Genomic DNA, 19,361 nt, shown 5'->3' with positions numbered 1-19,361 from the left:
TTAATTTCCTTTATTCTCTTTTGGAGTTTCTTCCAAATCAAAATCAGACTCAATGGAGTTTTCTAAGTCCTGCAAATTGTCTTCAAGTTTCGGAATTGTTTCTTTTTTAGAAACCAAGTTTGGAAGGGCAAACTTTGACTGAAATGATCCAAGTCTTTCTTCATAAGGCTTTGGTTCTCTCCCCAAACTCAGGTAATCAGGGTATAACCTTTGTTCGCCTGTTCCTAAAAAATCTTTTTGGATTTGTTTTCGTTCCGCGATGGATTCTGTCGTTGCGGCATTCAAAAACACATTGGAAGATGAATTTAAAATTTCTAAAAATGGTTTTGGGTACAGACCAATCCAAAAGATAAAGATCACAAGTGGACTTAAAATTCCAATTTCCCGAAAACTTAGGTCTTTATAAGGTTTTGCTTGGATGGTTTTACTCACTCCAAATAGGAACCGTTTCACAAACCATAATAAATACAAGGCACCAAGAACCACACCTGTTGCCGCAATCCCACCAATCCATACATTGGATTTGATGGCACCTATGAGGATGAGAAACTCACCCACAAATCCATTGGTTCCGGGAAGACCGATGGAAGACAGAACTGCGATGAGAAAAAAAGTGGAAAACACAGGCATTTGGCCTGCAAGACCACCAAACTCTGAAATGTTTCTCGTGTGTGCTCTTTCGTAGATCATACCAATCATAAGAAAGATCATACCCGTGGATACACCATGGGATACCATTTGCAACATCCCACCCACGACACCTTCTGTCGTAAAAGAAAAAATCCCAAGGATACAAAACCCTAGGTGGGATAAGGAACTATAGGCAATGATGCGTTTGATATCGGTTTGCACAAGGGCAGCCATCGACCCATACACAATCCCAATTACGGCAAGGATTTGTACCCCAGTCTGAGAGAACAAACTTTGTTCTGGGAAAAATGGAATACAGAATCGAATGAATCCGTAAGCTCCAATTTTTAACAAAACCCCAGCAAGGTCCACCGAACCAACTGTAGGCGCTTGGGTGTGGACATCAGGCATCCACGTATGGAAAGGGAAAAGTGGTATTTTAATGGCAAAGGCCAGGAAAAAACTAAAAAACAAAAACCATTGTAATGGCTCTGAATACATCACAAGGCTTGCAGTTGATAATGATTCAATGGAAGTTTTGCCTGTTTTAAAGTAAAGTGTAAGGATACCACCTAACATAAACAAGGAGCCGGCCATGGAAAACAAAAAGTATTTGAGTGCGGCTTTGGTCCGATCTTCACCACCCCAAATCCCTATCATGAGTACCATCGGAAGCACCATGAGTTCCCAAAATACATAAAATAGGACTAGGTTCCCTGCGGCAAACACTCCGAGAACAGCTGTTTCCAATACAAGCAAACAGATATGAAACTCTTTGATTTTTTTGGGAATATTGGACCAAGAGGCAATGCTCGACAAAAAAAACATAAATGCGGTGAGAGCAAATAGAAGGAGAGAGACTCCATCTAAACCCACATGGTAATCCACACTGAGTTTTCCAGAAAGGATCCAATCGGGAATCCAATGGACAAACTGTAACCCAGACTTCGTTCGATCATAAAAGAAAAAAAGGCCAACAGACAAAATTGTTGTGAAGGCAGAAGAGAGAGCTGAGATCACAACGACAGCCCCCACTCGTTTTTGGATTACGATGAGAAGTGAAGAAACAATTGGTAAAAAGATAATGATGGATAAAATTTGTTCCGGCACCTTACACCCCCCTAGTCAACAAATACACCAAGATACAAAACGTACCAAGGACTACATACAGTGCATAATCACCAATAAACCCAGATTGTAACCTTCTTAGGCCATTTGCGATCACACCAAAACTCCCACCGATCCCAATAAAAAAACGATCTAAGACTTTGGTATCGATGGTATAAGCAACCAACTTCGATACAAACACATACGGTTTTACAAAAAACACATCATAGAGCTCATCGATGTAGTATTTGTGAAAGAGGATCTTTCGAAAGCCTGTGTGTTCTTCGAGGACTTGGCTTTGTTTCTTTTGGTAGATAAAATATGCAGAAAGCAGTCCAATGCTTGCTACACCTAACGAGAAAATGGCGAGTGAAAACTCCACTTCATGTGTGAGCTCCACGTGTTTGACGAAAGCTCCATTTTTTGTCGCAAGCTCTACACCAGTTTGTAAAACGGGAGCAAAGTATCGTCCCAAAGAATCGATATGCAAAAAGAAATGAGGAGTTTGTAAAAATCCCGCAAACACAGCACCAATGGCAAGCACCACAAGTGGGAAAGTCATGGTCCAAGGAGATTCATGGATTTTATGGTGTGAGTCTGTATTGTCTTTTCCAAAAAACACAACAAAGACAAGGCGGAACATATAAAAAGAAGTGAAAAAGGCAGCGACCACTCCTACAGTCCAAAGGATCGAACCATAGGCGCCGTAGCTGTATGTTTTTTCTAAGATCAAATCTTTTGAGAAAAATCCTGAAAATGGAAAAAACCCTGCGATGGCCAAAGTCCCAAGTAAAAATGTAATCGAAGTGATTTTGATTTTCCCAAATAACTTTCCCATATGTTTGATATTTTGTTCATGGTGGAGGGCATGGATCACAGAACCAGCACCAAGAAATAACAATGCCTTAAAAAATGCATGGGTCATCAAATGGAAAAGTCCTGCCACATAACTCATACTTCCCATAGCAAGGAACATAAAACCTAACTGGGATACGGTGGAATAAGCGAGGATCTTTTTGATGTCGTTTTGTAAGAGTCCAATTGTCGCGGCAAACAGTGCCGTTGTAGCTCCAATACAAGCGATGAAAAAAGAAGTATCAGGTGCGAGATAAAAAACAAAATTGAGTCGGACAATGAGAAATACCCCTGCCGTCACCATCGTTGCCGCATGGATGAGAGCCGACACAGGGGTAGGACCTGCCATCGCATCTGGCAACCATACATAAAGAGGGATTTGTGCTGATTTCCCCATCGCAGCGATAAAGAAAAAGAGCGCAATGAGATTGGCATACTCAGAAAAAACACCTAGTCCACTTACGTTTGTTTGTAACGTTAGGTACTGCAGACTACCACCTAACCAAAATAAAAAACCAGTCCCTAAGATAAAACCCACATCTCCAATCCGATTGAGGATGAAGGCTTTCATCCCTGCTTCAGCAGCAGAAGTTTTGTCGTAATCGAAACCGATGAGTAAATAAGAAGCAAGCCCCACTCCTTCCCATCCAAGGAAAGTTAACACCAGGTTATCACTTAGTACGAGGTTTAACATACAAAAGATAAAAAGATTGAGATACGCAAAAAATCGGTTGTACCCTTTGTTCCCCTTCATATACCCCATCGAATACAAATGGATAAGAGATCCAATGCCTGTGATGATAAGGGTCATGTATAAAGAAAGTTGGTCGATTTGGTAACCAAAGGAGGTTTTAAAATTCCCTATGACAATCCAATCAAACACTGGTACCAAATGAGGGGCCGTGCGTTCCATCGGATTAAATTCGTTAAACGCACCTAAGGTGATGAGAAACGGAATGAAAACTGCCAAAGTCCCAATCGCTCCCGCAAATCGGTGTGGGATTCGGTCTTTTAAGAGTCCATTGTGTAAAAAACCAAGGAGAGGGAGGAGGACAACAATAGGAAATAAATCTAACATAGGGTTACCATCTCATCGATTGGAGTTCATCCACATTGGTGGATTTTTTATGCCGAAAAATCGCGATCACAAGGGCAAGCCCTACCGCCGCTTCTGCAGCAGCGATCGCCATCACAAAGAATACAATGGTTTCCCCATTGATGTGCGATAAGGCTTTGGAAAAAGTAACAAATACTAAATTCACGGAATTTAGGATGAGTTCCACAGACATAAAAATGATAACAATGTTACGTCTGATAAGAACTCCAAGAACTCCGATGGAAAAAAGAATTCCTGCAAGGCCGAGAAGGTAAGGAACGGGGATTCCGTTGATCACTGGATTCATAACACTGTATCCTTTGTTTGGTCCACTTCTGTGAGTTTCTTTTTGGCAAGGATCACTGCCCCAAGTACTGCCACGAGGAGTAAAATCGAAATCATTTCAAAAGGCAAAAGGTAATCTAAGTAAGTGGATGCTCCAACGCTTGCCACGTTTCCTTTCGCATTCACAGTGGATGTGCCTTGGATGGGAAACGAATACTCCGCATTCTCATATCCTTTTCCCATTTGTTCGGAATGGGGAACACCTGTTGTGAGAGCCGAATAGAGAAGGAAAAAAAATCCAATCACAAAAACAGAAAGTAACACCAATCGAATGGGGTGGTTACGGTAACGAGAAAGTGTTTCCGCCCTTTGGGAAAGTAACATCAGGACAAAAACGACAAGTACCATAATGGCACCAGCATACACTAACACCTGCATGGTGGCGATAAAAAGAGCTCCCATGATCCCATAAATCCCTGCCAAAGAAAAAAAGGTAAACACAAGGGAGACTGCAGAGACTACAGGGTTTTTTTGGAAGATGACACTGAGAGCCGTGATCACAGTCACTGTCCCAAAAAATACAAAAAGTAAAAGTGATGGTGAGGTTTCTACATTCATATAAATAATTTCATCCATCCTTCTTTCCAGTACACTGTGTAAATGGAAGCAAAGCACACGACAAAGAGCCCCCAAGGGATCATTTTTTTCCAACCCAATTTCATCAATTGGTCATAACGAAAACGAGGGAGTGTCCAACGCACCCAAATGAACAAAAAGGCAAAAAACAAAACTTTTAAGATAAAAAACCCAAGACCAATGAAGGCTTGGTATTCCGAACCAGAACCAATTTGGAATGGAACATTATAACCACCAAAAAAGAGTAAGGTGGTAAGGCAGGACATAGTGATCATGTTCATGTATTCTGCCAAAAAGAAAAGGGCGAATTTAAAAGCACCATACTCGGTATGAAACCCTACCACAAGTTCTGACTCAGCTTCTGCTAGGTCAAAAGGCAAACGGTTCGTTTCTGCAAACATCGCTGTAACATAAATAAAAAAAGCCACAAATCCAGGAGGAGAAAGGATGTTCCACATCTCTTTTTGGGAGTCGCTGATGTCTGTGAGTTTCAGTGAACCAGTCATGATCACAATGGCAACAATCGATAAACCCATTGGCAGTTCGTAACTGATCATTTGAGCAGTGGAGCGAACTCCACCAAGTAACGAGTATTTGTTGTTACTCGACCAACCAGCAATCATGATACCATATACCGAAAGAGAAGAAATGGCAAGCATGTACAAAACCCCAGAATCTGGGTTTGCAATTTGTAAGTCGATGGTTGTGACACCCGTGAGTGCCGTAAGCCACTCAGGCGCAGGCAGTGTTCCACCAAATGGAATCACAGCCCAAGCCATAATCGCACAGGTCATGGAGATTGTAGGCGCAAGGAGGTACATCCCCTTCGATACATTTTTTGGGAAAATTTCTTCTTTGGCGATAAACTTAATCCCATCAGCCAATGGTTGGAAAACTCCAAATGGGCCAGCTCGGTTTGGACCGGGTCGATCTTGGATAAACCCAGCAAACTTCCGTTCTGCGAGAGTGTAATATGCCACACCCGTTAGGATTACAAAAAATAATGAGAGGATTTTGATCCCCCAAGCAAGAATTAAAGCCCAGTCCATATGTTTTGGTGACCTTTAGTGAGTTACACTCACTTCCTTTTTCAATCGAAGAGAAAACTCTTCTTTAAACTTTGTCATGGTTGGCCGAACTGCCATCACACAAGCATCCGCTAACGGACAAATGGTGGTTCCACCTTCCATATTCCTTGAGAGGGAAAAGATGAGTTCTACATCTTTTTCTGTTCCCTCGCCCATTTTGATTTTATGGAGCAGGTCCTTGACCCAATGTGTGCCTTCTCGGCATGGGGTACACTGGCCACAGGATTCATGGGAATAAAATTCAGCCAAACGGTATGTGGTTTCCACAAGGTCCGTTTCTTCGGATAAAATGATCACTGCCCCAGAACCTAACATGGATTTGAGGGAAGCGATGGATTCATAGTCCATCGTTGCTGTCATGGCCTCTTCAGAGGTAAGGATGGGAGAGGAACTTCCTCCAGGGATCACTGCCTTTAAGGCCTTATCGTTTTTGATCCCACCACAGATGTCAAAAATGAGTTCTTTCATCGGAGTTCCCATTTCCACTTCATAAATCCCTGGTTTTTTTACATGCCCACTCACAGCAAAGAGTCTTGTGCCGGGTGATTTTTCTGTTCCAATTTTTTTGTATTCTTCTCCCGTCATACGGATGATATGTGGGACGTTACAAAAGGTTTCCACATTGTTCACAACGGTTGGGCAAGCATAGAGACCTGACACCGCAGGAAACGGTGGTTTCAAACGTGGGTGGCCCCTCCTGCCTTCGAGTGAATTGATTAGAGCTGACTCTTCCCCACAGATGTAAGCACCTGCTCCTGAATACACAGCCAAATCAAAATCATACCCAAGGCCCAAAATGTTTTTTCCAAGAAGGCCTGCTTTGTAGGCTTCTTCCACAGCAGTTTCCACAATCCGAATCCCTTTGTGGAATTCCCCTCGGATGTAGATATAACCTTGGTGGGAATCAATTGCCTTTGCCGCAATGATCATGCCTTCGATGAGCATATGAGGGAAACGTTCGATGAGCATCCGGTCTTTGAAAGTACCAGGCTCTCCTTCGTCCCCATTACAAATTAAGTATTTTGGTTTGTCGGTTTTTGGAATGAAACCCCATTTGTTTCCCGTAGGGAACCCTGCTCCACCGCGACCACGAAGGCCAGAGTTTTTCACATCGTTTACGATCTGTTCGGCGGTCATTTCAGAAAGGGCTTTTTTTAAACTTTCATAACCATCCACTGATTGGTAATGTTTTAAGGTGTGAGAATCGGAGGCAGCGATATGTGTTGTGAGTAAAGTTTTAAGTCCCATATTATCCTTCTTTTTCCAATTCAGAAAGAATCTTTTCAATGGATTCTGGTGTTAAGTTTTCGTAGTATTTGTCATTGATTTGAGCGACAGGACCAAACCCACAAGCACCCAAACACTGCACTTCATCCACAGTGTACTTTTTGTCTTTTGTGGTTTCCCCTTTCCCAATGCCCAATTTGGAACAAACATGTTCGGTAATGGAATCGGAACCTGCCAAGTAACAAGAGATATTCGCACAAATTTGGATGTGGAATTTCCCCACTGGTTTTTTGTTGTACATGGTATAAAACGTTGCCACACCGTGTACGTGGGCGAGGGATACAGGTTCGCCAATCCGATCGGCGATGTATTGCATGCCTTCAGTATCCACAAAACCTTTGTCAGCTTGTAACAAAAACAAACATGGCAATATGAGAGAACGTTTACTAGGAAATTGTGGGATCAGCCTTTGGAAACGTTTTTCGGATTCCTGTGAAAATTGATACGCCATTAACAATCAAGCTCCCCTGCAATGACATTGAGTGATGACATTGTTGCAATTGTATCCGCAAGTAATCCACCTTTCACCATTTCTGGGAAGGCTTGGTAGTACCAAAAACAAGGCCGTCTCACATGTACCCTCCAAGGTGATTTATCCCCTTCCGAAACCACATAAAATCCAAGTTCCCCGTTTGCGGCTTCCGTAGCGTGGTAGTATTCCCCTGGAGGGACTTTCACCCCATGCATGATGATTTTAAAATGGTAAATCAGTTCTTCCATATTGTGGTAGACACGGTCTTTGGGAGGAAGGAAGGCATGGGGAACATCTGCATGGTATGGCCCTTCTGGGATCCCATCGATCAGCTGTTCGATGATCCTCATGGACTGGCGCATCTCTTCCATTCGGACAAGTGTTCTATCAAGAGCGGAACCGTCTTCTCCCACAGGGATGTCAAAGTTTACCTTATCATAGAACATATATGGGTCATCTTTTCGCACGTCCCATGGGACACCTGCTGCCCGTAAGTTGGGACCCGAAAATCCATAGGCAATGGCACGGTCTGCGGAAATCCCACCGATGCCTTTTGTCCTTTCATTAAAAATTTTGTTACGGATGAGGAGTTCTTCAAATTCATCTAACGCTGGTTTTAGTCCCTTTAGAATGAGTTTGATTTCAGATTGGAACTCAGGGTAAATATCACGTTCCATCCCACCCACACGGCAAAACGTAGTGGTAAGGCGTGCCCCTGTGAGTTTTTCTAAAATCTGGTAAATGTTCTCACGGTGGTGGAATAAATGTAAGAGGCCAGAAAAAGCCCCAAGGTCCACTCCCATAATCCCGTTACAAATGATATGGTCCATGATCCGAGACAGTTCAGAGATGATCATCCGCACATAGGTCACACGATCCGGAACTTGGATTTGCATCATTTTTTCTACAGTGAGGATCCACCCAATGTTATTCAGAGGAGTGGATACATAGTTCATACGATCCGTACAAACCAAAAACTGGTTGTAGTCGTATCTCTCGCCTAACTTTTCAAAACAACGGTGCACATACCCAATCACTGATTCCGTATCCACCACTCGTTCCCCATCAATTTGGATCACGTTTTGTAAAATCCCATGAGTCGCGGGATGGCTTGGCCCTAAGTTGACAAGTAAATGGCCTTCCGGAAGGTCTTTGAATTTTTGGCCGAAGTGTTCGGCTGTTTTTTCGTACATTACCATAATGATTGTTAACCGGTTACTCGGTTATATCCTCTTTCACATGAATGGTCAGTAGGTCTTCGATGAGGTAATCTTGGCCTGGGCCTTCGAGTGGATAGTCTTTTCGGAGAGGGTGTCCCACAAAGTTATCAGGCATGATGAGTCGTTCCATCCTCGGGTGGTTGGAAAAGGGAATTCCCATTAGGTCAAAGACTTCTCTTTCTGGCCAGTTGGCCGCAGGGAAAATCTCGGAGAGACTAGGAACCGATTCCCCTTCTCCCACAGGGACCCGCAGTTGCACACGGAAATGCCCATGTTTTGGGGAACGAAGCAGGTACAAAACTTCAAACCTAGGTTCACGTTTTCCAAGCCAATCAACAGAAGTTAGGTCATTTAAAAAGTTAAACCCAAACTCATCCTTTAAGGCTCGCACAACGTTTGTTAGTTTTTCTTTTTGGATGCTAAAGAATAGTAGGTTTGTGTTTATGTCCCTTTGCGGGAGTAAACAATCGGAAAAACGAGATGTAAGGAATTCAGTGATTGTTTCTTTCATGCCACTACGAGGGGTTTGTTACGTTCATTGATCTCTTGGATCTTCTTCATGACTTCTTGGCGGCGTGCTTCCAACCCTTGGCTTTGGACTTTTTTTTGTAACTTCACAAGGGCATCAAGGATTGCCTCTGGTCTTGGTGGGCAACCGGGAACATACACGTCTACAGGTAAAATCCGATCAACACCTTGTAACACACCATACGTGTGGAACATTCCACCGGAAGAGGCACAAGCTCCCACAGAGATTACAAATTTTGGTTCCGCCAATTGGTCGTATATCTGGCGTAATACGGGAGCCATTTTATATGTGATGGTTCCAAGTACCAAAATCATATCGGCTTGGCGTGGAGAAAAGGAAGGACGTTCCGCACCAAAACGTGCAATGTCATAATCAGCACAAGCGGTACTCATGTATTCGATCCCACAACAAGCTGTGGCAAAAGGATAAGGCCACAAAGAAAAACTTTGCCCCCACTGCACCACATTGTCGAGTGTGGCGACTTGGAACATGTCACCAAACATTTCACCGGGTTTGGAAAGTGTTTCTGTTAATCCCATTCCAGTGCTCCTTTTTTCCAGATATAGTATAGACCCACAACTAGGATGAGTAAAAAGAAAAACATTTCAAAAAGAAAAAACCCACCGAGCCCTGCTTCCTTAAACCCAATTAAATTCACAGCCCAAGGGTATAAAAAAACAGCTTCGATATCGAATAAGATAAAGAGAACTGCCACAAGGTAAAACTTGATGTTAAATAAACCTCTCGCATCTCCATAATACGTCACACCACATTCAAAGGTATCTTGTGGTTTTGATTTTTTCTTTGGATTCAAAAGAAAGGCGAGCGATAAGATCAGAGCGGAGAAACCGACTCCGAGCAAAAGTTGTAAGAGGATTGGTGCAAAACTATCCGGTGCGGATCCCATGTATGAAAATGCTCTCACGAAAAGGGTTAGTTGTCAAGATGAGAAAGAATTTCCCCTTTGTTTTCGCATATTTTTCGAAATTTGGAGAGGGATGTCCAATTTTTGAGATAAACTCTCAATACCGGTCCCCCCACAACCTTTCCAATTGTTCTTTTAAGATTTTTTCCATGCCCTGGTTTGTGGGTTCGTAAAAGTTAGGAGGTTTTGGATAAAAGGACTCCGGGAAGTATCGTTCTTTCAGGAAATGTCCTGGGAAATCATGAGGGTATTTGTAACCAATGCCAGCACCTTCGTTTTTATGTGTGGCAGTCGGTGCATTCCTGAGGTGGTTTGGGATTTGAAATGACTGATTCCTTGCCTTTACAAAGGCCAATGCTTCATTGATTGCCACATAACTTGCGTTTGATTTTGGTGCGGATGCTAAAAACGTGGTACATTGTCCAAGTGGGATCCGACCCTCAGGCATTCCTACCCGTTCCACGGCTTGCCAAGTGGCAATGGCTAGGGGGAGAGCATGGACGCTGGCATTGCCTACATCTTCACTGGCAAAAATCACAAGCCTTCTTGCGATAAACAGTGGGTCTTCTCCCCCTTCGAGCATGAGCGCCAAATAAAAGAGAGCTGCATCTGGGTCACTTCCTCGCAGAGACTTAATAAACGCGGAGATAATATCGTAATGGCTTTCACTATTTTTATCATACGTAACAAGTGTGTCCCCGAGGATGAGAGATAACCTTTCTTCTGTGACTTCCTCTCCTTCCTCCGTAGCACTTAAGATCCGTTCCAAATACCCAAGGAGTTTCCTTGCATCTCCTGCGCTACGACGGAAGAGTTCCTGTTTCACTGGTTCGGGGATGGTTCGTTTTGTGTTTTGTTTTGTCAGGCAAGAAGTGAAGATTGTTTCCTCTTCTTCTTCTGTCAGTGTTGTGAGCCGGTACACAAGCATTCGGGAGAGGAGTGCTTTGTTCACTCGAAAACTTGGGTTTTCCGTAGTGGCGGCAATGAGGATGATTTCGCCCTCTTCCACAGAAGCAAGCAAGGCATCTTGTTGGGATGAGGAGAAACGATGGATTTCATCCAAAAAAAGGACTATGGTACCAAGGCGTTTCCCTTCTTCCAACACCTCTCGCACTTCTTTGACACCACTCGTCACACAACTCAAATACCGTTTTTCTAATTTCCAAGATTCCGCAAGTAAATGGGCAAGTGTTGTTTTCCCTGTGCCTGGTGGACCATAAAACAAAATGGAGGTGGGTTTTTGGATGGAACGAAGGGCAGAGACCACCTTGGTTTGCCCTACAAATTCGGACCAAGTTTTGGGCCTTACTTGGTGGGCCAGGGGAACTTGTTTGTTATTTGCGAAAAGAGAATCCAAACTATTGTAAATCCAATTCTTTTTTTACAGCCACATAACAGTTGTAAATTGTTTCGTTACAAACATCACAACCGGAATTACAGCAGATGAGAGAACGTTCGGAAACCTTTCCCTCCACTAGATTTTTCACAAAAGCAGCTGTCCTGTCTGGCAAAAAGAAAAACCTAACCTTTTCCAAAATCACTTCATCCACTGACTTAGGAAACAATCGATTTTCGGACATTTTACCCTCCTGTGATCCAACCAATGTACATCGCATAAAAATAAACAGAAACCCTTACAAAACGAAAAAGCGATCCTAGTAAAAACAATCGATACGGCATCTTAAACGTTCCCACCGTATAGGCCATCCAAGAATAAGGAATGGGTGTGAGGGCACTTAAAACCACAGCTCCAAATCCATATTTCCGAATGTAGGGAAGCAATTTGTCTTCGTAATGCAGCACCATTTGTCGTCCCAAATGGAAACGTGGGATGAGATAGAGGCCTATGTAATAGGCAAGGCTCCCACCAATGATACTCCCAACTGACATCGAAAGGATGGTGGAAACCGGATCCATTTCCCCAGAGATCGCAAGAACAAGAAAGGCATCAGGTGGGACAAAGGCAGGAAGGCTATCCGAAAGGATCATGCCAAAAAAAAGCCCAAAATAACCAAATATCCGTACAAAGTGTTCGCTAAATCCTAGTAACTCAGTTCGGAAAAAATAGGCGAGACCAAACACAATCACAAGTACAAGGATTATGGATCCAACCGTTTGGATGATGAGACGTTTCAAATTGATCGAAGGATCATTTTCTTTTGTCATACATTTGGTCTCAAAGATAAGATTCGTTTTTTTTCAATGATTCGCACAACCATGGTAAATTCCATTTAAGTTTTGGATTCCTTTTGGATGAGGATACGATTGGTATTCACCCAATCTTCGATTTTTGAAACAGATTCTCCGATAAGAGTTGGAAGGAGAGTTCGTTCTTCTGAATTAAAATTTTGCAAAACAAAATCAGCCACTTCCATTCCCCCCTTCTCAGGTTTACCTACACCAAACCGCAAACGATGGAAATCTTGTGATCCAAGTTTTGCCACGATGTCTTTTAGACCATTGTGGCCTGCCGTTCCCCCACCAATTTTGTTTTTGATTTTGCCAAAGGGTAAGTCCACTTCGTCTTGCACCACAAGGATTTGTGAAGGTGGGATTTTATACAAATTCGAGAGGGTTTGTGTGGCTTTCCCAGAAAGGTTCATAAATTCCAAAGGTTTCACTAAATGGATTTTGTCCCCATCCCAAGTGTGAGTGGCCTCTGCATATTTTTTTACATCTTTGAAGGATACACCAAACTGATTTGCCAGTACATCCAAGACCATAAAACCAATGTTATGACGGGTATTTTTGTATTTATCTCCAGGGTTTCCAAGCCCCACAATCAAAAAGTGGATCATAATTTCCCAAGTACAATATGTAACATACGTTCGGTTGCTTTTACCGCAGCAACTTGTTGGTCTGAGTCAATCCCAATGGTACGAATGGGATGGACGTCTCCTTCTTTTTTCCAAGTGATGACCGTTTCCACAAGGGCATTGGTATTCCCACCTGGCGGAATCCTTACTTCATAATCATAAAGTTTGGGAATTTGGATTTTGAGGGTTGTTAAGATTTTGCCAAGGGCATTCATAAAGGCATCGTAACCGCCATCCCCCTCTCCTGTTGCTTCATACAGATTCCCTTGGAATTGGACCTTTACATCAGCTTTTGGTTTCACACCGATCCCACTTGTCACCGTACAAAATTCAATGCGAAAACTAGATTCTAAATTTTCACCTGAGATATCCGAGATGATGTAAGGTAAATCTTCTTTGGTGACTGTTTTGTTTTGGTCCCCAAGTTCAATCACTCTTGCGAGCACTTTTTTTTCAATTTCTGGTGACAAAACCATTCCAAGTTGCTTTAAATTTTCTGTGATGCTTGCCTTTCCAGCTAACTTCCCTAATGCGTAGACTCGACTCCTTCCGAATCGTTCGGGAAGGATGGGATTGGCATATAAATTTCCTTTTTTGTCTCCGTCAGCATGAACCCCTGCCGTTTGGGTAAACACATCTTCTCCCACGATTGGTCTGTTATCCGAAATGCGTTTGCCAGAAAACACTTCTACAAGCCTTGAAGCATTGGTGATTTCTTTTTCTACAATGGAAGTTCTAAATTTGGTTTTGTCATGGAGGGAAGTGACGACAGCTTCCAATGGAGAATTCCCCGCTCGTTCCCCAAGTCCATTCACCGCAACATGTAACCCTCGAACCCCTGCCTTCACTGCTTCCAAACAATTGGCAACGGCTAAGTCATAATCATTATGCCCATGAAATTCAAACCACAAGTTTGGAAACACACTCACCAAATCAGTGACAGCAATTTTTACTTCTTCGGGAGACATGACACCAAGTGTGTCAGCTAAATAAAAACGTTTGATCGGAAGTTTGGAAACTGTTTGTAAATATTGGATCACATAATCTCTGGAATGTAAGTATCCGTTGGACCAGTCTTCCAAATAAACATTCACTGTGATCCCAGCGGCAGTTGCAAAATCCACAGTTTGTTTGATATCTGAAAAATGTTCCTCGGGAGATTTTCGAAGTTGGTTTGTTAGGTGGTTCAAAGATCCTTTTGTCAAAAGGTTTAACACCTTCACTCCTGTCCCTTTCATCCATTCAACCGTTTTGTCAAAATCCACAAATCCTAAAATTTCAATTCGGTTTTGTAGGCCTTCCCCTTTTGCCCATTCGATGATTTTTTGAACCGCTTCAAATTCACCGGGGGAAACCCGAGCACTTGCGATTTCGACTCGGTCTGTCTTTAAGTCTTTTAATAGATGTTTGGTGATATTTAATTTTTGCTGCCAAGAAAAGGACACACCATTTGTTTGTTCGCCGTCACGTAAGGTTACGTCTAAAATTTCTATTTTGGAATTTGGTTCTGTCATGCTTTCAATCGGTTGATGTATTCTTTGGAGGGGGCAAGGATTTCCACAAGGGTAGCACCTGGATTCCTACGAAACATAGGATCGGATTCCACTAATTTCAAAAATCCGCAAGTGGTCACATAGTCAATGGCCATCTGACGGAGGATGCCTTCCCCGATCCCGTGAAGGATCTCCACATAGGTTTCCCCATCCATAAAGGCATCATGGATTTCCCTTTCGAGTTTGGTCCGAGCCTCCTCGAACCTGAGCTTGCGGATGTAGATGGTACGCACCTTAAGTCCAAAAAAATGGACTTAGGTCAAATTGCAACAGAAACGAACTGCATCCAAAAGTTCCTTGGTGTTCCAAGGTTTGGAAAAAATGGCATAGGTTTTGGCTTCTTCTTTGACGCGGTTGATGGCATCCCGGTCTGCGTGCCCAGAAATGAGAATCGACTTGATATGTGGGTACTTTTGGTGGACTTTGATGAGAAATTCGTCCCCACGCATGCCTGGCATCAGCCAATCTGACAAAATGAGGATGACTTCCACTCCTGATTGGCAGAGGTCGTCGATCACTTCCATCGCTTCTTCTGGATTCTGGGCCGTTTCATATGTGTAACTGCCTCCAATTTCTCGTTTTAGTTCTTGTACGAGGGAAAGAAGGAGGATGGGTTCGTCATCTACACAGAGTATGGCATTTTTCTCATTTTTGATTTGTGATAAATTCAAACTGTTTCCCCTTCCAAAACTTTTGGTATGTATACCCTGAATTCCGTTCCAGTAGGATCGGATATAAAATCAATTTTTCCATTCATTTTTTCCACGATTTGTTTGCAAATGTCAAGCCCAAGCCCAATCCCCTCTCCATGTTTTTTTGTCGTAAAAAAAGGTAAAAAGACCTTATCTTGGATTTCAGGTAAAATTCCTTTTCCGCTATCCTTAATCGATGTTAGGATGAATTCTTCTTCAGTGGTAACAGAGATTTTGATTTTACCTTTAAAGTCCATTGCTTGTAAAGCATTATTGATCAAATTGATCCAAACTTGATTGAGTTTGTCTCGATCCGCCAAACAGGAATCAGATGTGAAATAATTCTTAATGATTTCGACATCTTTTTTGATTTTTGCCTGGTAAAGTGTCAATATGGAATCAAGTTCGGTTGGAATGTTCACCTTTTGTGCGTTAGAATCTCCGACAGATTGGTCCGTATACAAATAGTGTTTGAGAGCGTTCACTACATGTGAGGCTTTTTCCGTAGCAGATTGAACCACATATACCAGACGGTAGAGGCTTCCCAAGGTGACTACATTTTGTAATAAGACATTTGCCCCAGGTTTTTCAATGATGGTATAAATTTGTGAATCCCAATTGGTGACTCCAATCGATGTTAGATGGTCGAGTATTTCGTCTGGGAATTCTATATTTTTTTCTCGTAAGAGGGCCAATCTTTCCTTTTTTTCGGCCCGGCTCATAAGCCCCGAACTTCGGTCTCCAAAATTGACACTTAACAAAAGTAATGTTTTAAAATCTTCTAAGGATTCATGATTTAGGCTTTCTAAAAATTCAGGTAATTTGATCACATCTTTTTTTAAGATTTCCGACATGGCACGAACACTAGAAGAAATCGCTCCGAGGGGAGTGTTCAATTCGTGTGTGATCCCAGCAGCAAATTGCCCAAGGGCTGCTAATTTTTCACTGAGTAATAATTGGTTTTGTGTGTTGTGGAGGTCGAGTAAGATCCGTTCCTTGGTTTCGATGGTATCACGAAGATTCCGATTGCTTTCCACAAGGGCATTCGTCCTCTCATTCACAATTTTTTCCAAATTGGCATTGGTTTCCATCACCATACGTTGGCTTGCACTCACCCGTTCAAAACTGGACTTAAGCTCCCTTGACATAAAACGAAAGGCATCCGAAAGCCCACGGAGTTCGGCAATCATACTTTCACCCACAGGGATGTCCCAGTCTCCTTTGGCAAGTGACTTGGAAGCACTGGAAAAACGCAAAATTGGCCTAGTCACAAGTTCTGCCAAGAGTACGGCAAGTATCAAACTAAGAAGGATTGCCCATGCAAAGACCATGGCTGATTCACTGTTCCCCGTATACACCCCACTCAAATAAAATGAGTTTGGGAAAAGGGTCACAAGATAAAATCCACTACGGTGCTTTGAATCTTCCACCCAGGAAATATTTGCATTCCAAGTTTCACGAGAAAGGGGTTTTTTCGTCACAACAGAAAAACTCAACTTAGATTCTGTATACCGAATGTCTGTGGATTGTTTTTTCATTTCCACACGTAATGTTTCCAATAGGAGTGAGGATTGGGGCTCTTTGGAAACACTTGCAAGGAATCCCAATTGTGAGTCTAACAAAAACACACGGCCTTGCGCATTGACAACGGAGGCATCCAATAATTCTTGGACCATAACTTTGTCAAAGAAAATGGATCCTTCTCGGATTTCCAATTCGGACAATTGCAAACGAATGTTTTTTGACCATTGTTTATGTAAGATTTCAACCATTTGGTATGCCGAGTTTTCTGCATTTTTGAGAGTTACGTAAGACGTGATACCAACGAGTAGCAACACCAAACAGACAAAAGGTGCCACGATAAAAAGTTGCAAAGAGATTCCTGTTCGGTCTTCGTTAATTTGGTCAGATGGATCCAAATTTGCTGATGCCGAATTCCATACCAATCTTGGTTCCGTGATGCTTACTTCTTTCACCTGAGAAGGAATTTCTGCCCAAAAATATCCTATTTTTCTCACAATGGGAAAAAGGAATGCTGTCACGAAAGGTGCAAAGATCCAAGTGAGACTAGTGGTGAATACCAAAGCAGAACTGATGGTATGATACGAAATCTCGGAGCCAAATTGTTTGGAACAGAGATAACCCCATAAAAAGGGTTCCAATACCAAAAACAATACCACAAAAATAAGATAATAAGCCCAAACACGCACATTACGAAAGTTTGGTGATTTCCCAATCATCTGGTATGAGATCCAAAAAAGTGTTGGGTTGATAAAATAACCCGGTAACCAGTCCCATAAAAAATCTGGAGGAACACCTTCAATCAAATCAGAAAGGCCATAGGCAAAGGGTACGGCGATCAACGCTGGGTATCCAAAAAAATTCAAACAAAGGAAAACCGATAAGTCTTTCAGACTTTCTAAGGTTTGCGCACCAGGGATGAGGACAACGGAACTACCGATGTAACCTGTTGCAAAAATGGAAACAAAGGTAATGAGAAAAAAATAAAAACTTTTGAGGTTCCAAGTCCAAACTTCGCGAGAGATACGGAAATGTTTTCCGTTCCGAAAGGTAAATCCAGAGTAGGCAAATAGAGTTAAAAGGGATCCAAGTAAAAAAGCAAATCGTCCCCATACTTCTAAGATTGGCAGTGGAATTTTGGAAATGATGAACTCTAACCAAATGAGGGTTTCTGCCATGGCCAAAACATCCTAAGGGGATTTTTAGATTAGTAAAGCAAAATCTTTTTCACTTTTTTTGTGAGAGAGGAAGGGAACTCTGCTTCCAAATGTTCCATTCCCACCCATTTGTATTCCACGCCCAGTCCTTCTAATTCTCTTTCTAATTGTTTTGGTTCTAATTTCTTTTCAATGGGAGGATTGCCTTCTATTTTTACGTGAAATACGGAATATTCTAATTTATGATGGGTAATGGTGTGTTTGATTTTCCCAATGATTGGGATCTCTTTTCCGATTAAATTTAAAAATTTAGCGAAGGAAGAAGGGTTGTATCCATCATTTGGAATGTCCCCAAAAAATCCATAAGGGAAATGGAACATACCCTTTAAAAATCGATTTTCTTTTTCTTTAATGAGTAAAAACAAATTTTTCTTTTGGACCACCCAAATCTTACCTAATAAAAAAATTTGATTTTGTTTTTTTTCGCGGAATGGGATCTCACTTGTTTTTCCATGGATCCTCGCAAAACATCCATCTGTTAATGGGCAAACCAAACATTTAGGAGATTCTGGCAAACAAAGAGTGGCACCTAATTCCATCATCGCTTGGTTGTGGTCACCTGGAAATTTTGGGTTTAGAAACCCATCCGCTTTTGATTGTAATTCTTTATCCGCTTTTGGTCCTAATATATTTTCCGTGTAACCAAAGTAACGTGACAGAACTCGCTTCACATTCCCATCGAGAACTGCATAGGGAAGGTCATACGCGATGGATAAAACAGCACGTGCAGTGTAGTTCCCAATCCCTGGTAGTTTTAACACCAAGTCCAATTCTTTTGGAAAGGAACCATTGTATTGGTTTACGAGTTGGATGGCAGCCTTTCTGATATTACGGGCACGGCTATAATAACCAAGCCCTTTCCAATAGGATAGGACTTCTGCTTCGGTTGATTTGGCAAGTGATTCTGGATTCGGAAACCTTTCTAAAAACGCTTCAAACAGAGGTAACATGGCGGCAACCCTCGTTTGTTGCAACATCACCTCTGAAATCCAAATGGGATATGCTTGTTTTTTTTTACGAAATGGTAAGTCCCTTTTGTGTAACGTGTACCATTCGTGTAACTTTTTTTGTGGGTTCAAATTTCCGAATCTTGGATGCTGTACCTGAGATAGGTATTACAACTTCCCTCTTCGGTATAACGGACCAAATCATAGTCCAAACGAGTGGAACGGAAGAATTTGGAATGGGCCAAGCGTTCGCGGATTTCTTGGCGGATGTGGTCGCGAGCTTCTTGCCTTTTGTCGTAATAGGCAGGTGATAAAATTTCACTTTTATAGGACAAATTTCCCTCGCGGTAAATTGCCACAGTCACCTGCACGCGGTATTTGCGTTGTAATCCTTGTTTTACTTCCGTATTCATTGGTTAAAAAAGCCCAGGGTTTCTTCCTAAATAGATTTTCGGTTTGGGAGGGAGTGAAATTGAAAGTCACAG

21 protein-coding genes are annotated in these 19,361 nt (G+C 42.3%); all 21 read right to left on the bottom strand.

All coding sequences use genetic code 11. The features are described 5' to 3' along the window. Entirely contained in the window at window positions 1–1,740 is a 1,740-nt protein-coding gene (locus EHQ62_RS05530; RefSeq protein WP_135641209.1) for a complex I subunit 4 family protein, read from the bottom strand. A 1-nt stretch (window position 1,741) separates the two neighbouring features. Next, complete coding sequence (gene nuoL, locus EHQ62_RS05525; RefSeq protein ID WP_135641208.1) at window positions 1,742–3,670, bottom strand: NADH-quinone oxidoreductase subunit L; 1,929 nt, start codon at window positions 3,668–3,670, stop codon at window positions 1,742–1,744. Between the two features lie 4 nt (window positions 3,671–3,674). Next, a complete protein-coding gene (gene nuoK, locus EHQ62_RS05520) occupies window positions 3,675–3,995 on the bottom strand; it encodes an NADH-quinone oxidoreductase subunit NuoK (protein WP_135641207.1) in 321 nt (106 codons plus the stop codon). Then, entirely contained in the window at window positions 3,992–4,609 is a 618-nt protein-coding gene (locus EHQ62_RS05515; protein WP_135641206.1) for an NADH-quinone oxidoreductase subunit J family protein, read from the bottom strand. Before EHQ62_RS05515 ends, nuoK begins: the two co-directional genes overlap by 4 nt. After that, window positions 4,588–5,658, bottom strand: a complete 1,071-nt coding sequence (gene nuoH, locus EHQ62_RS05510; RefSeq protein ID WP_135641205.1) for an NADH-quinone oxidoreductase subunit NuoH — start codon at window positions 5,656–5,658, stop codon at window positions 4,588–4,590. Before nuoH ends, EHQ62_RS05515 begins: the two co-directional genes overlap by 22 nt. A 15-nt stretch (window positions 5,659–5,673) precedes the next feature. Next, window positions 5,674–6,945 carry an NADH-quinone oxidoreductase subunit NuoF gene (gene nuoF, locus EHQ62_RS05505; protein WP_135641204.1) on the bottom strand — a complete coding sequence of 424 codons (1,272 nt, stop codon included), beginning with the start codon at window positions 6,943–6,945 and terminating at the stop codon, window positions 5,674–5,676. Window position 6,946: 1 nt separating this feature from the next. After that, complete coding sequence (locus tag EHQ62_RS05500) at window positions 6,947–7,435, bottom strand: NADH-quinone oxidoreductase subunit NuoE family protein (protein ID WP_100718052.1); 489 nt, start codon at window positions 7,433–7,435, stop codon at window positions 6,947–6,949. Beyond that, entirely contained in the window at window positions 7,435–8,655 is a 1,221-nt protein-coding gene (locus EHQ62_RS05495; protein WP_208720628.1) for an NADH-quinone oxidoreductase subunit D, read from the bottom strand. Before EHQ62_RS05495 ends, EHQ62_RS05500 begins: the two co-directional genes overlap by 1 nt. Before the next feature lie 16 nt (window positions 8,656–8,671). Then, entirely contained in the window at window positions 8,672–9,187 is a 516-nt protein-coding gene (locus EHQ62_RS05490) for an NADH-quinone oxidoreductase subunit C (protein WP_135641202.1), read from the bottom strand. After that, window positions 9,184–9,744, bottom strand: a complete 561-nt coding sequence (locus EHQ62_RS05485) for an NADH-quinone oxidoreductase subunit B (RefSeq protein WP_135641201.1) — start codon at window positions 9,742–9,744, stop codon at window positions 9,184–9,186. The genes EHQ62_RS05490 and EHQ62_RS05485 overlap by 4 nt, the downstream gene beginning before the upstream one ends. Next, window positions 9,735–10,112: an NADH-quinone oxidoreductase subunit A gene (locus EHQ62_RS05480; RefSeq protein ID WP_135641200.1), complete on the bottom strand. Its 378-nt coding sequence runs from the start codon at window positions 10,110–10,112 to the stop codon at window positions 9,735–9,737. Before EHQ62_RS05480 ends, EHQ62_RS05485 begins: the two co-directional genes overlap by 10 nt. A gap of 115 nt (window positions 10,113–10,227) precedes the next feature. After that, window positions 10,228–11,487 carry a replication-associated recombination protein A gene (locus EHQ62_RS05475; protein ID WP_135641199.1) on the bottom strand — a complete coding sequence of 420 codons (1,260 nt, stop codon included), beginning with the start codon at window positions 11,485–11,487 and terminating at the stop codon, window positions 10,228–10,230. A gap of 1 nt (window position 11,488) precedes the next feature. Continuing rightward, window positions 11,489–11,710, bottom strand: coding sequence for a hypothetical protein (locus EHQ62_RS05470; protein WP_135641198.1), 222 nt, complete (start codon window positions 11,708–11,710; stop codon window positions 11,489–11,491). Between the two features lies 1 nt (window position 11,711). Further along, the gene (locus tag EHQ62_RS05465) at window positions 11,712–12,296 is read right to left on the bottom strand and encodes a YqaA family protein (RefSeq protein WP_135641197.1); all 585 of its coding nucleotides are present in this window, start codon (window positions 12,294–12,296) and stop codon (window positions 11,712–11,714) included. Window positions 12,297–12,361: 65 nt separating this feature from the next. Beyond that, window positions 12,362–12,928: an aminoacyl-tRNA hydrolase gene (gene pth / locus EHQ62_RS05460; RefSeq protein WP_135641196.1), complete on the bottom strand. Its 567-nt coding sequence runs from the start codon at window positions 12,926–12,928 to the stop codon at window positions 12,362–12,364. After that, complete coding sequence (cimA, locus tag EHQ62_RS05455) at window positions 12,925–14,460, bottom strand: (R)-citramalate synthase CimA (protein WP_135641195.1); 1,536 nt, start codon at window positions 14,458–14,460, stop codon at window positions 12,925–12,927. Before cimA ends, pth begins: the two co-directional genes overlap by 4 nt. Further along, on the bottom strand, window positions 14,457–14,732 hold the full coding sequence (locus tag EHQ62_RS05450; RefSeq protein WP_135641194.1) for a Smr/MutS family protein: 276 nt from the start codon (window positions 14,730–14,732) through the stop codon (window positions 14,457–14,459). Before EHQ62_RS05450 ends, cimA begins: the two co-directional genes overlap by 4 nt. Before the next feature lie 21 nt (window positions 14,733–14,753). Next, window positions 14,754–15,170, bottom strand: coding sequence for a response regulator (locus EHQ62_RS05445; protein WP_012388280.1), 417 nt, complete (start codon window positions 15,168–15,170; stop codon window positions 14,754–14,756). Further along, window positions 15,167–17,890: an ATP-binding protein gene (locus EHQ62_RS05440; protein WP_135641193.1), complete on the bottom strand. Its 2,724-nt coding sequence runs from the start codon at window positions 17,888–17,890 to the stop codon at window positions 15,167–15,169. The genes EHQ62_RS05445 and EHQ62_RS05440 overlap by 4 nt, the downstream gene beginning before the upstream one ends. Window positions 17,891–17,919: 29 nt before the next feature. Next, entirely contained in the window at window positions 17,920–19,008 is a 1,089-nt protein-coding gene (gene mutY / locus EHQ62_RS05435; RefSeq protein WP_135641192.1) for an A/G-specific adenine glycosylase, read from the bottom strand. Beyond that, window positions 19,005–19,289 (bottom strand): hypothetical protein, encoded by a 285-nt coding sequence (locus tag EHQ62_RS05430; protein WP_135641191.1) that lies wholly within the window; start codon window positions 19,287–19,289, stop codon window positions 19,005–19,007. Before EHQ62_RS05430 ends, mutY begins: the two co-directional genes overlap by 4 nt. Window positions 19,290–19,361 lie beyond the last annotated feature (72 nt).

Source organism: Leptospira jelokensis, assembly GCF_004769635.1.
Taxonomy (GTDB): Bacteria; Spirochaetota; Leptospiria; order Leptospirales; family Leptospiraceae; genus Leptospira_A; species Leptospira_A jelokensis.
Note: the sequence above shows the minus strand (reverse complement) of the source record. Positions and strands in the feature narration are given on the sequence as shown.

What these genes read in the sequence shown, in the direction of transcription:
- nuoK (WP_135641207.1), bottom strand. Translation starts at nt 3,995, where the DNA reads ATGAATCCAGTGATCAACGGAATCCCCGTTCCTTACCTTCTCGGCCTT.
- EHQ62_RS05480 (WP_135641200.1), bottom strand. Translation starts at nt 10,112, where the DNA reads ATGGGATCCGCACCGGATAGTTTTGCACCAATCCTCTTACAACTTTTG.
- EHQ62_RS05485 (WP_135641201.1), bottom strand. Translation starts at nt 9,744, where the DNA reads ATGGGATTAACAGAAACACTTTCCAAACCCGGTGAAATGTTTGGTGAC.
- EHQ62_RS05515 (WP_135641206.1), bottom strand. Translation starts at nt 4,609, where the DNA reads ATGGATGAAATTATTTATATGAATGTAGAAACCTCACCATCACTTTTA.
- EHQ62_RS05430 (WP_135641191.1), bottom strand. Translation starts at nt 19,289, where the DNA reads ATGAATACGGAAGTAAAACAAGGATTACAACGCAAATACCGCGTGCAG.
- EHQ62_RS05440 (WP_135641193.1), bottom strand. Translation starts at nt 17,890, where the DNA reads ATGGCAGAAACCCTCATTTGGTTAGAGTTCATCATTTCCAAAATTCCA.
- EHQ62_RS05470 (WP_135641198.1), bottom strand. Translation starts at nt 11,710, where the DNA reads ATGTCCGAAAATCGATTGTTTCCTAAGTCAGTGGATGAAGTGATTTTG.
- EHQ62_RS05465 (WP_135641197.1), bottom strand. Translation starts at nt 12,296, where the DNA reads ATGACAAAAGAAAATGATCCTTCGATCAATTTGAAACGTCTCATCATC.
- EHQ62_RS05500 (WP_100718052.1), bottom strand. Translation starts at nt 7,435, where the DNA reads ATGGCGTATCAATTTTCACAGGAATCCGAAAAACGTTTCCAAAGGCTG.
- pth (WP_135641196.1), bottom strand. Translation starts at nt 12,928, where the DNA reads ATGATCCACTTTTTGATTGTGGGGCTTGGAAACCCTGGAGATAAATAC.
- nuoL (WP_135641208.1), bottom strand. Translation starts at nt 3,670, where the DNA reads ATGTTAGATTTATTTCCTATTGTTGTCCTCCTCCCTCTCCTTGGTTTT.
- EHQ62_RS05495 (WP_208720628.1), bottom strand. Translation starts at nt 8,655, where the DNA reads ATGGTAATGTACGAAAAAACAGCCGAACACTTCGGCCAAAAATTCAAA.
- EHQ62_RS05490 (WP_135641202.1), bottom strand. Translation starts at nt 9,187, where the DNA reads ATGAAAGAAACAATCACTGAATTCCTTACATCTCGTTTTTCCGATTGT.
- cimA (WP_135641195.1), bottom strand. Translation starts at nt 14,460, where the DNA reads ATGACAGAACCAAATTCCAAAATAGAAATTTTAGACGTAACCTTACGT.
- nuoH (WP_135641205.1), bottom strand. Translation starts at nt 5,658, where the DNA reads ATGGACTGGGCTTTAATTCTTGCTTGGGGGATCAAAATCCTCTCATTA.
- nuoF (WP_135641204.1), bottom strand. Translation starts at nt 6,945, where the DNA reads ATGGGACTTAAAACTTTACTCACAACACATATCGCTGCCTCCGATTCT.